This is a genomic window from Streptomyces sp. NPDC046831, assembly GCF_040645305.1.
Lineage (GTDB): Bacteria > Actinomycetota > Actinomycetes > Streptomycetales > Streptomycetaceae > Streptomyces.
Genome location: NZ_JBEYXZ010000063.1, coordinates 1 through 11,534, shown reverse-complemented (window position 1 = coordinate 11,534; position 11,534 = coordinate 1). Strand labels below are relative to the sequence as shown.

Here is an 11,534-nt window from a genome sequence, read left to right as displayed (position 1 = left end):
AGGGGCGGCACACGTCACGTGTGCCGCCCCTCCCGCTTCCGCGCGCCGGCGGTACGAGCCGGGCGCCCCGGCTCACTCCGCCGCGAGCCCCCCGTTGTGCGGCGCCGGCTCCAGGTCGAACTCGCCGTCCCGCGCCCCCAGCACGAACGCCCGCCACTCCGCCTCCGTGTACCGAAGGACGGTGTCCGGGTCGAGGGACGAGCGCATGGCCACGGCGCCGCCGGGAAGCCGGGCGATCTCGACCCGCTCCTCGTGCTCCTCCGTGCCCGGCGCGCACGTCCACTCCACGTCCGAGATGTCGAGGGCGTACAGCTCGTCCCGCTCCCGCTCCTTGCGCGCCTTGATCTCCGCTTCCGTCTCCGCCATGCCGCAGCGACCCCTTCCGACGTCTACGGTCCGATGTACGGTCCGAGCGCTCACCCTAGTGGCCCGCGCCTACCGGCCGGAGGGGTTCCAGGACCGCGGCCAGGGCCCCGCCACGGCCTGGTACCCTGAGTGACGGCCGTTTGTACGCACCTCCGGACCCCAGCCGAGGCATCCCTCCGTCGCACCGACGGGGTGAGCGCCGCGGATCTGGAGGCCGCGCCCAGCGGATCCCGCCTTCCGAGTCATGGAAGTTCCCCCGAGGAGAAGACCGGGGGCACTCGGTGGCACTCACAGACTAATGAGGAGTACGCGTGTCGCTCGACGCCGCTACGAAGAAGCAGATCATCGGCGAGTTCGGTACCAAGGAGGGTGACACCGGCTCCCCCGAGGTCCAGGTCGCTCTGCTGTCCCGTCGGATCTCCGACCTGACCGAGCACCTCAAGACCCACAAGCACGACCACCACTCCCGCCGTGGTCTGCTGATCCTGGTCGGTCAGCGCCGCCGCCTGCTGCAGTACCTCGCCAAGAAGGACATCCAGCGCTTCCGTGCGCTGGTCGACCGCCTCGGCATCCGCCGTGGTGCGGCGGGCGCCAGGTAAGACGCCGTGAAGGGAGCGGTTCCCACGACCAAGGGGGCCGCTCCCTTTGCTGTACGTGCCGAACGGCCCGGGCGCGCAACACCGCGGAAGGGTCCGCCGTACGTACGGGAACGTGCGGAGTGTCACCGCCCCTTTGTAGTGTGGTAGCAGGACGCACCATGCATGACACAGCGTGAGATGGCCACCCGTAAGGGCGCGGCGAGATCACGCACGACGAACGAGGAGAAGCGCACCTCGCCGCCGCCGGTCCTCGGTAGTGGCCCCCGGGGGGGGATTGCCCCGGGTGCTTCGATCGAAGACCGGCCCGCACCAGACGGCGCGCTTCTCCGCCACCGTCCCCCCGCCACACGGGCGAGGAGGGGCGAAAGACGACAAGTAACGGAGAAAACGCTAGTGGAGAACGAGACCCACTACGCCGAGGCCGTCATCGACAACGGCTCCTTCGGCACCCGCACCATTCGCTTCGAGACGGGCCGCCTGGCCAAGCAGGCCGCCGGCTCCGCCGTGGCGTACCTGGACGACGACACCATGGTGCTGTCGGCCACCACCGCGTCGAAGAACCCCAAGGACCAGCTCGACTTCTTCCCCCTCACGGTCGACGTCGAGGAGCGCATGTACGCGGCCGGGAAGATCCCCGGATCCTTCTTCCGCCGTGAGGGCCGTCCCTCCGAGGACGCGATCCTGACCTGTCGCCTCATCGACCGCCCGCTGCGCCCGTCCTTCAAGAAGGGCCTGCGCAACGAGATCCAGGTCGTCGCCACGATCATGGCCCTCAACCCCGACCACCTGTACGACGTCGTCGCGATCAACGCCGCGTCCGCGTCCACGCAGCTGGCGGGCCTGCCCTTCTCCGGCCCGATCGGCGGCGTCCGCGTCGCGCTGATCAACGGCCAGTGGGTGGCCTTCCCGACGCACACCGAGCTCGAGGACGCCGTCTTCGACATGGTGGTCGCCGGCCGCGTCCTGGCGGACGGCGACGTCGCCATCATGATGGTCGAGGCAGAGGCCACCGAGAAGACCATCCAGCTCGTCAAGGGCGGCGCCGAGGCCCCCACCGAGGAGGTCGTCGCCGCCGGTCTGGAGGCCGCGAAGCCCTTCATCAAGGTGCTGTGCAAGGCCCAGTCGGACCTCGCCGCCAAGGCCGCCAAGCCGACCGGCGAGTTCCCGATCTTCCTGGACTACCAGGACGACGTCCTGGAGGCGCTCAGCGCCGCCGTCCGCCCCGAACTCGCCCAGGCGCTCACCATCGCCGGCAAGCAGGAGCGCGAGGCCGAGATCGACCGCGTCAAGCAGCTCGCCGCCGAGAAGCTCCTGCCGGAGTTCGAGGGCCGCGAGAAGGAGATCTCCGCCGCGTACCGCGCACTGACCAAGTCCCTGGTCCGTGAGCGCGTCATCAAGGAGAAGAAGCGCATCGACGGCCGCGGTGTCACCGACATCCGCACCCTGGCCGCCGAGGTCGAGGCCATCCCGCGGGTCCACGGCTCCGCCCTGTTCGAGCGCGGCGAGACCCAGATCCTGGGCGTCACCACGCTGAACATGCTCCGCATGGAGCAGCAGCTGGACACCCTCTCGCCGGTGACCCGCAAGCGCTACATGCACAACTACAACTTCCCGCCGTACTCCACCGGCGAGACCGGCCGCGTCGGCTCCCCGAAGCGCCGCGAGATCGGCCACGGCGCCCTCGCCGAGCGCGCCCTGCTCCCGGTCCTTCCGGCGCGCGAGGACTTCCCCTACGCGATCCGTCAGGTCTCCGAGGCCCTCAGCTCCAACGGTTCGACGTCGATGGGCTCCGTCTGCGCCTCCACCATGTCGCTGCTGAACGCCGGTGTGCCGCTGAAGGCCCCGGTCGCCGGTATCGCCATGGGCCTGATCTCCCAGGAGATCGAGGGCGAGACGCACTACGTGACCCTGACCGACATCCTCGGCGCCGAGGACGCCTTCGGCGACATGGACTTCAAGGTCGCCGGCACCAAGGAGTTCGTGACCGCCCTCCAGCTCGACACCAAGCTGGACGGCATCCCGGCCTCCGTCCTGGCCGCGGCCCTGAAGCAGGCCCGCGACGCCCGCCTGCACATCCTCGACGTGATGATGGAGGCCATCGACCGGCCCGACGAGATGTCCCCGCACGCCCCGCGGATCATCACCGTCAAGATCCCGGTCGACAAGATCGGCGAGGTCATCGGCCCCAAGGGCAAGATGATCAACCAGATCCAGGAGGACACGGGCGCCGAGATCACGATCGAGGACGACGGCACCATCTACATCGGTGCCGCCGACGGCCCGTCCGCCGAGGCCGCCCGCGCCACGATCAACGGCATCGCCAACCCGACGATGCCCGAGGTCGGCGAGCGCTACCTCGGTACGGTCGTGAAGACGACCACCTTCGGCGCGTTCGTCTCCCTGCTCCCCGGCAAGGACGGTCTGCTGCACATCTCGCAGATCCGCAAGCTCGCCGGCGGCAAGCGCGTGGAGAACGTCGAGGACGTCCTCGGCGTGGGCCACAAGGTCCAGGTCGAGATCGCCGAGATCGACTCCCGCGGCAAGCTCTCCCTCATCCCCGTGATCGAGGGCGAGGGCGAGTCCGACGGCGGCTCCGCCGAGGGCGACGAGACGAAGAAGGACGACACCGACAAGTGACGTCCCGTGGCTCCAAGGCGACGGCCCGCACCTCCTCGGAGGCGCGGGCCGTCGCCCGTACCCAAACACTCATCGCGGGCACGAACGGCATCGGCACGGTCCGCAAGACCACCCTGCCCGGCGGGCTGCGCATCGTCACCGAGACCCTGCCCTCCGTGCGCTCGGCGACCTTCGGCATCTGGGCGCACGTCGGCTCCCGTGACGAGACGCCGTCGCTGAACGGCGCCACGCACTACCTGGAACACCTGCTCTTCAAGGGCACCAGCCGCAGGTCCGCCCTCGACATCTCCTCCGCCGTCGACGCGGTCGGCGGCGAGATGAACGCGTTCACGGCCAAGGAGTACACGTGCTACTACGCACGCGTGCTCGACACCGACCTGCCGCTCGCCATCGACGTCGTCTGCGACATGCTCACCGGCTCGCTGATCCAGGAGGAGGACGTCGACGTCGAGCGCGGCGCGATCCTCGAGGAGATCGCGATGACGGAGGACGACCCGGGCGACTGCGTGCACGACCTGTTCGCGCACACCATGTTCGGCGACAGCGCGCTCGGCCGGCCGGTGCTCGGCACGGTCGACACGGTCAACGCCCTGACCGCCGACCGCATCCGCCGCTTCTACCGCAAGCACTACGACCCGACCCACCTCGTGGTCGCCTGCGCGGGCAACGTCGACCACAACAAGGTCGTGCGCCAGGTGCGGGCCGCCTTCGAGAAGGCGGGCGCCTTCAGGAACTCGGACGCCACCCCCCTCGCCCCGCGCCAGGGCCGCCGCACCATCCGCACCGCGGGCAAGGTCGAACTGCTCGGCCGCAGGACCGAGCAGGCTCACGTCGTCCTCGGAATGCCGGGCCTGTCCCGCACCGACGACCGGCGCTGGGCCCTCGGCGTGCTGAACACCGCCCTCGGCGGCGGCATGTCCTCGCGCCTGTTCCAGGAGGTCCGCGAGAAGCGCGGCTTGGCCTACAGCGTCTACTCGTACACCTCTGGCTTCGCCGACTGCGGCCTGTTCGGGGTGTACGCGGGCTGCCGCCCGAGCCAGGTGCACGACGTCCTGAAGATCTGCCGGGACGAACTCGACCACGTCGCCGAGCACGGCCTGTCCGACGAGGAGATCGCCCGTGCCGTCGGCCAGCTCCGCGGCTCCACGGTCCTCGGCCTGGAGGACACGGGTGCGCTGATGAACCGTATCGGCAAGAGTGAGCTGTGCTGGGGCGAGCAGATGTCGGTCGACGACATGCTGACCCGGATAGCCGCGGTGACCCCGGACGAGGTCCGTACGGTGGCCCGCGAGATCCTGGGACAGCGGCCGTCGCTGTCGGTCATCGGCCCGCTCAAGGACAAGCAGGCCGCCCGCCTGCACGACGCCGTGGCCTGACCCCGGCGCCCGGCGTGGAGCACGCGGTGCGAGAGGCCCGGACGCCGTCCTCGGCGAGGCCCGGAAACCGTCTTCGGTAAGGAAGCAGGAGAGATGAGCAAGCTGCGCGTGGCGGTCCTCGGTGCGAAGGGCCGGATCGGGTCCGAGGCGGTCCGGGCGGTCGAGGCCGCCGAGGACATGGAACTGGTGGCCGCCCTCGGCCGGGACGACAAACTCGAGACGCTGGTGGAGGCCGGCGCCCAGGTCGCGGTCGAGCTGACCACCCCGGCCTCGGTCATGGGCAACCTCGACTTCTGCGTCCGGCACGGCATCCACACCGTCGTCGGCACCACCGGCTGGACCGACGAGCGCCTCGCCCGGCTGCGGAGCTGGCTCGACCAGTTCCCGGGCACCGGCGCGCTCATCGCGCCCAACTTCTCCATCGGCGCCGTGCTGACCATGAAGTTCGCGCAGATCGCCGCCCCGTACTTCGAGTCGGTGGAGGTCGTCGAGCTGCACCACCCCAACAAGGTGGACGCCCCCAGCGGGACCGCCACACGCACCGCCCAGCTCATCGCCGAGGCCCGCGCGAAGGCCGGCTCGGCCCCCGCTCCGGACGCCACGGTCACCGCCCTGGAGGGCGCCCGCGGCGCGAACGTCGACGGCGTGCCCGTGCACGCGGTGCGCCTGCGCGGCCTGCTCGCCCACCAGGAGGTCCTGCTCGGCGGCGAGGGCGAGACCCTCACCGTCCGCCACGACTCCCTGCACCACAGCAGCTTCATGCCGGGCATCCTGCTCGGCGTGCGCCGCGTGGTGACCACTCCGGGCCTGACCTTCGGCCTGGAGCACTTCCTCGACCTGAACTGAGTCCGGCACCCTCATGCGCGCGAAGATCACCTACCTCGTCACGGCCGCCGTCCTGGTCTTCTACTTCGTCCTGGTCGGCAGCCGCGGCGTGATGCTCATCCAGTCCGGCACGCCCGTCACGGTCACCTTCGGGATCGCGGTGCTGATCCTGCCGTTGATCGGGCTGTGGTTCCTGTGGAAGAACACCCAGTTCGTCCGCAGGGCCAACCAGCTCGCGGCCGAGCTCGACGCCGAGGGCGGCCTGCCCGTCGACGACATGAAGCGCGCCCCCAGCGGGCGCATCGACCGGGACGCGGCCGACGAGGTCTTCGCCCTGCGGAAGGCCGAGACGGAGGCGGCCCCCGGCGACTGGCGCACCTGGTTCCGCCTCGCCGTCGCCTACCACGACGCCCGTGACACCCCGCGGGCCCGCAAGGCGATGCAGCGCGCGATCGCCCTGCACGACGGCAAGCCCCTCGAACGCGCCTGACGGCCGCGGCGCCCGATCCACCGGACCACACGAGCGGCGGCCCGGCCCACCGGCGTGTCCACGGGGTCAGTCCCGGCGGTACTCCTCGGCCCACGCCTCCACGGCGTCCGCCGCCCGGTTGAACGCCTCCGGACGGGCCAGGAAGTCGGCGTTGTGCGTGGTGAGCAGTGGCGCGTCGTCCGCGGCGCGGCCCCGTTGGACGAGCACCAGCGCCTGCCCCTGCACCGTGCGCGGCAGTCCGAGCCAGCGCACCGGCCGCTGCACCGTCCGGACGGCGGCGACGCGCGCCCAGGGCACCGTGCGGCGGCTGAGGAAGCGGACCTGGCGCAGCCCGAGGGAGCTCACCCACACGCCCATGCACAGCAGCCGCAGCGCCCCGCCTAGGACGGCCAGCGCCAGGCACAGCGTCACCACCACGGAGGCCGGCGCGCCGGTCAGCGCGGTGACGACCGCCGCGAAGAGCACGAACGAGGCGAGCAGCAGCAGGAGCGCCGCCGCGGCCACCCGCCACGGCCCGGGCCGGTAGGGGCGCCGCCAGCGCTCACGGTCGTCGTACGGCAGGGCGACGTCGTCCGCGTCCGCGGTGTCGAAGGCGCGGTCGGCCGTCAGGAAGGGCAGGGGCACGGCTGGTCCTCACTCCGTCCACGGGGCTGTGATCGGTGAGGCTATCCGCCCGTGTCCCCGCTCACCACCCTTGAGGGTCCGACCGAGGTGCGGTCCCGCGCTGCCGGAGTCCGGCGGAGTGCCCGGACGGGCCGTTCAGTGCCCGTGCGCGGCCTGGGACTGCGGCGCCGGCGCCGTCGAGTGGTCGGCGGACAGCGCGGGTATCCCGAGGATCAGGGAGCCCGCGAACGCCGCGACGAGGGTCAGGCGCAGCAGGCACCGCCCGGCCGGCGTGCCCGCGGACGCCCGCTGACGGGGCGGGGGAGTGACATTGCTGCGAAACCTGTCGGCCTCTGCGACGAGGGCGAACGGGACTCTCTCGCGCCGGCGGGACATCGGGGTACGGCTCCTTCCTGTCGTTGCGGTGATCGAACCAGTGGCTTGCACCAGGACAGACGAGTGAGTGTCCCGAAAGGTGCCTGCTTCCGCGCATTCGCCGGGTTTCCTTCGGGGATGCCGCATCCCGGCACCGAACGACCCGGTGTCGGTGCCGGGCCGTAGAGTGGGCGCCGCCCGAAGAAGTGAAGGAAGGGACCCTCCCCGCCGTGACCGACACCCCCGCCGACGACCTGAAGCCGAGCTTCCGCAGTGACGTCACCGTCGAGCTGGTCAAGCACACCGCCTCGGACGCCGACGTGCTCTTCGCCGCGCGCGTCTCGACGATCGGCGAGCAGTCCCTGGAGGAACTGGACAAGGACCCGGAGCGCTCCAGGGGCCTGATCAACTACCTCATGCGGGACCGGCACGGCAGCCCCTTCGAGCACAACTCGATGACGTTCTTCATCAGCGCCCCGATCTTCGTCTTCCGCGAGTTCATGCGGCACCGCGTGGGCTGGTCGTACAACGAGGAGAGCGGCCGCTACCGCGAGCTCCAGCCGGTCTTCTACATCCCCGACGAGTCCCGCAAGCTGGTCCAGGAGGGCCGTCCGGGCAAGTACCGCTTCGTCGAGGGCACCGCGGCCCAGCAGGAGCTCGTCGGCCGGGTCATGCAGGACTCCTACCGCCAGGCGTACGAGGCCTACCAGGAGATGCTCGCGGCCGGCGTGGCCCGCGAGGTCGCCCGCTCCGTCCTCCCGGTGGGCCTGTACTCCTCGATGTACGCCACCTGCAACGCCCGCTCGCTGATGCACTTCCTCGGTCTGCGCACCCAGCACGAGCTGGCGAAGGTGCCGTCCTTCCCGCAGCGGGAGATCGAGATGGTCGGCGAGAAGATGGAGGCCCAGTGGTCCCGTCTGATGCCGCTCACCCATGCCGCGTTCAACGCCAACGGCCGCGTCGCGCCGTAGCCCGTACGCGTTCTTCCGTCAGGGACAGATGTACGGGTCAGCCTCCTGAGGTGTCCGTATTGCGGCATTTCGAGAAGTTCATCTAGCCTGATCGAACGGACCCGGCACTGCTTGAACCCCCGAGCAGGCAGTGCCGGGCTCCCCCTTTGTCCGGACTTCCCGCAGGCCCCAAGGGCAGACCACCCCATGAGCAGCGAGTAGCGTGTTACCCATGGCTCCGACCTCGACTCCGCAGACCCCCTTCGGGCGGGTCCTCACCGCCATGGTCACGCCCTTCACGGCGGACGGCGCACTCGATCTCGACGGCGCGCAGCGGCTCGCCGCCCACCTGGTGGACGCAGGCAACGACGGCCTGGTCGTCAACGGCACCACCGGCGAGTCACCCACCACCAGCGATGCGGAGAAAGCGGACCTCGTCCGCGCGGTCCTGGAAGCGGTCGGCGACCGCGCCCACGTCGTGGCCGGCGTCGGCACCAACGACACCCACCACAGCGTCGGCCTCGCCCGCGCTGCCGAGAAGGCCGGCGCGCACGGGCTGCTGACCGTCACGCCGTACTACAACAAGCCCCCGCAAGAGGGCCTGTACCAGCACTTCACGGCCGTCGCCGACGCCACCGGGCTGCCGGTCATGCTGTACGACATCCCCGGCCGCAGCGGCGTCCCGATCAACACGGAGACGCTCGTCCGGCTCGCCGAGCACCCCCGGATCGTCGCCAACAAGGACGCCAAGGGCGACCTCGGCCGCGCCGGCTGGGCCATCGCCCGCTCCGGCCTCGCCTGGTACTCCGGCGACGACATGCTGAACCTGCCCCTGCTCTCCGTCGGCGCGGTCGGTTTCGTCTCCGTCGTCGGCCACGTGGTCACCCCGGAGCTGCGGGCCCTCCTCGAGGCGTTCACCTCCGGCGACGTCCAGAAGGCCCTCGAGATCCACCAGAAGCTGCTCCCGGTCTACACCGGGATGTTCCGGACCCAGGGCGTCATGACCACCAAGGCCGCGCTCGACCTGCAGGGACTGCCCGGCGGACCGCTGCGGCTGCCGATGGTGGGGCTCACGCCCGAAGAGACCGAGCAGCTCAAGCTCGATCTCGCCGCCGGCGGGGTACAGCTCTGACAACGAGACTTCGCGGGACGTCCCGCACCCCACGGCGCCATACGAGACTTCACAACTGAACAAGCGGGCCACCGGTGCCCGCGCACCACACGACAACTGCTTCTGCACGAACGTCACGCGCGCCACGTGCCCACCGGTACGTGGCGCGTGTGGTGAGGAGAGTCTTTTGAGTCATCCGCACCCTGAACTGGGCTCGCCCCCGCCGCTCGCCGACGGAGGCCTGCGTGTCACCCCGCTCGGCGGTCTCGGCGAGATCGGCCGGAACATGACCGTCTTCGAGTACGGCGGCCGCCTCCTGATCGTCGACTGCGGGGTGCTCTTCCCCGAGGAGGAGCAGCCCGGAATCGACCTGATCCTGCCGGACTTCACGTCCGTCCGGGACCGCCTCGACGACATCGAGGGCATCGTCCTCACCCACGGCCACGAGGACCACATCGGCGGCGTCCCCTTCCTCCTCAGGGAGAAGCCGGACATCCCCCTGATCGGCTCCAAGCTGACCCTCGCCCTGATCGAGGCGAAGCTCCAGGAGCACCGCATCCGGCCCTACACGCTCGAGGTCGCCGAAGGCCGGCGCGAACGCATCGGCCCCTTCGACTGCGAGTTCGTCGCGGTCAACCACTCCATCCCGGACGCCCTCGCGGTCGCCATCCGCACCCCCGCGGGCATGGTCGTCCACACCGGCGACTTCAAGATGGACCAGCTCCCGCTGGACAACCGCCTGACGGACCTGCACGCCTTCGCGCGGCTCAGCGAGGAGGGCATCGACCTCCTCCTCAGCGACTCGACCAACGCCGAGGTCCCCGGCTTCACGGCGCACGAGCGTGACATCTCCGGCGTGCTGCGCCAGGTCTTCGCCGGAGCGAGCAAGCGGATCATCGTGGCCAGCTTCGCCAGCCACGTCCACCGCATCCAGCAGATCCTGGACGCCGCGCACGAGTACGGCCGCCGGGTCGCCTTCGTGGGCCGCTCCATGGTGCGCAACATGGGCATCGCCCGGGACCTCGGCTACCTGAAGGTCCCGCCGGGCCTGGTCGTCGACGTCAAGACGCTGGACGACCTGCCCGACCACGAGGTCGTCCTGGTGTGCACGGGTTCGCAGGGCGAGCCGATGGCCGCGCTGTCGCGCATGGCCAACCGCGACCACCAGATTCGCATCGTCCACGGCGACACGGTGATCCTGGCGTCGTCGCTGATCCCCGGCAACGAGAACGCGGTGTACCGGGTCATCAACGGCCTGACCCGCTGGGGCGCCAACGTCATCCACAAGGGCAACGCCAAGGTGCACGTCTCGGGCCACGCCTCGGCCGGCGAGCTGCTGTACTTCTACAACATCTGCCGCCCGAAGAACCTGATGCCGGTCCACGGCGAATGGCGCCACCTGCGCGCCAACGCCGAGCTGGGCGCCGCGACCGGTGTCCCGCACGACCGGATCGTCATCGCGGAGGACGGCGTCACCGTCGACCTCGTCGAGGGCAAGGCCAGGATCTCCGGCAAGGTCCAGGCCGGGTACGTCTACGTGGACGGCCTCTCGGTCGGCGACGTCGGCGAGCCGGCGCTCAAGGACCGCAAGATCCTGGGCGACGAGGGCATCATCTCCGTCTTCGTGGTGGTGGACTCGACCACGGGCAAGATCACCGGTGGTCCGCACATCCAGGCCCGCGGCTCCGGTATCGAGGACTCCGCTTTCGGCGGCGTCCTGCCGAAGATCGCGGAAGCCCTGGAGCGCTCGGCCCAGGAGGGCGTCGCGGAGACGCACCAGCTGCAGCAGCTCATCCGCCGCACGCTGGGCAAGTGGGTCTCCGACACCTACCGGCGCCGGCCGATGATCCTCCCCGTCGTGGTGGAGGTCTGAGCAGACGCACGACTGCTCGCACGCCCGAACAGCAGTGGGGTGCCCCGATACGCATCGGGGCACCCCACTCCCGTACCCGGCCAGGACGAGGCGCGTGCCCGGCTCTCGCCGAGGTCCTGCCCCCGCTTCTTCGCAGGTCGGAGCACGTGTGACCCCTACGCCGGCGGAGGTCTGGTCGACCTCGACGAAAAATCTTGACGCTTGCTGTTGACAGCCCCTTGGGGGATCCGTAGAGTTCTTCGAGTTGCCACGGAGCGGTACTGCTCCCACGGCGACCGTCTGCCGCACGAGCGGCACCCCTCACACCACAGCACGACTGCCCGGCCGGG

The 11,534-nt window shown here is 70.4% G+C and carries 11 protein-coding genes; 8 read left to right on the top strand and 3 right to left on the bottom strand.

The annotated features are described in order from the left end of the window. Positions 1-72: 72 nt before the first annotated feature. Positions 73-366, bottom strand: coding sequence for a DUF397 domain-containing protein (locus ABZ920_RS30155; RefSeq protein ID WP_361511930.1), 294 nt, complete (start codon positions 364-366; stop codon positions 73-75). Positions 367-677: 311 nt separating this feature from the next. Here ABZ920_RS30155 and rpsO point away from each other — a divergent pair, with 311 nt between their 5' ends. The 5 genes from rpsO to ABZ920_RS30130 all read left to right on the top strand — a co-directional run bounded on the left by rpsO (position 678) and on the right by ABZ920_RS30130 (position 6,293). Further along, positions 678-965, top strand: coding sequence for a 30S ribosomal protein S15 (rpsO, locus tag ABZ920_RS30150; RefSeq protein ID WP_171152312.1), 288 nt, complete (start codon positions 678-680; stop codon positions 963-965). Positions 966-1,358: 393 nt separating this feature from the next. Further along, complete coding sequence (locus ABZ920_RS30145; protein ID WP_361511926.1) at positions 1,359-3,602, top strand: polyribonucleotide nucleotidyltransferase; 2,244 nt, start codon at positions 1,359-1,361, stop codon at positions 3,600-3,602. Beyond that, positions 3,599-4,978, top strand: coding sequence for a pitrilysin family protein (locus ABZ920_RS30140; protein WP_361511923.1), 1,380 nt, complete (start codon positions 3,599-3,601; stop codon positions 4,976-4,978). Before ABZ920_RS30145 ends, ABZ920_RS30140 begins: the two co-directional genes overlap by 4 nt. Before the next feature lie 93 nt (positions 4,979-5,071). After that, entirely contained in the window at positions 5,072-5,824 is a 753-nt protein-coding gene (gene dapB / locus ABZ920_RS30135) for a 4-hydroxy-tetrahydrodipicolinate reductase (protein ID WP_361511920.1), read from the top strand. 13 nt (positions 5,825-5,837) lie between these two features. Then, positions 5,838-6,293, top strand: coding sequence for a hypothetical protein (locus ABZ920_RS30130; RefSeq protein WP_361511917.1), 456 nt, complete (start codon positions 5,838-5,840; stop codon positions 6,291-6,293). Between the two features lie 66 nt (positions 6,294-6,359). Here ABZ920_RS30130 and ABZ920_RS30125 read toward each other — a convergent pair whose 3' ends face one another. Together ABZ920_RS30125 and ABZ920_RS30120 are read right to left on the bottom strand one after the other, a co-directional pair. Then, positions 6,360-6,917, bottom strand: coding sequence for a hypothetical protein (locus tag ABZ920_RS30125; RefSeq protein WP_361511914.1), 558 nt, complete (start codon positions 6,915-6,917; stop codon positions 6,360-6,362). Between the two features lie 135 nt (positions 6,918-7,052). Continuing rightward, positions 7,053-7,292 (bottom strand): hypothetical protein, encoded by a 240-nt coding sequence (locus ABZ920_RS30120; protein WP_361511911.1) that lies wholly within the window; start codon positions 7,290-7,292, stop codon positions 7,053-7,055. Positions 7,293-7,501: 209 nt separating this feature from the next. Between ABZ920_RS30120 and thyX the strand changes: the two genes are divergently transcribed. The 3 genes from thyX to ABZ920_RS30105 all read left to right on the top strand — a co-directional run bounded on the left by thyX (position 7,502) and on the right by ABZ920_RS30105 (position 11,205). Further along, positions 7,502-8,242 carry an FAD-dependent thymidylate synthase gene (gene thyX / locus ABZ920_RS30115; protein WP_361511908.1) on the top strand — a complete coding sequence of 247 codons (741 nt, stop codon included), beginning with the start codon at positions 7,502-7,504 and terminating at the stop codon, positions 8,240-8,242. Between the two features lie 211 nt (positions 8,243-8,453). Continuing rightward, positions 8,454-9,353, top strand: coding sequence for a 4-hydroxy-tetrahydrodipicolinate synthase (dapA, locus tag ABZ920_RS30110; protein ID WP_361511905.1), 900 nt, complete (start codon positions 8,454-8,456; stop codon positions 9,351-9,353). A 166-nt stretch (positions 9,354-9,519) separates the two neighbouring features. Beyond that, positions 9,520-11,205, top strand: a complete 1,686-nt coding sequence (locus ABZ920_RS30105) for a ribonuclease J (RefSeq protein WP_361511902.1) — start codon at positions 9,520-9,522, stop codon at positions 11,203-11,205. Positions 11,206-11,534: the final 329 nt, after the last annotated feature.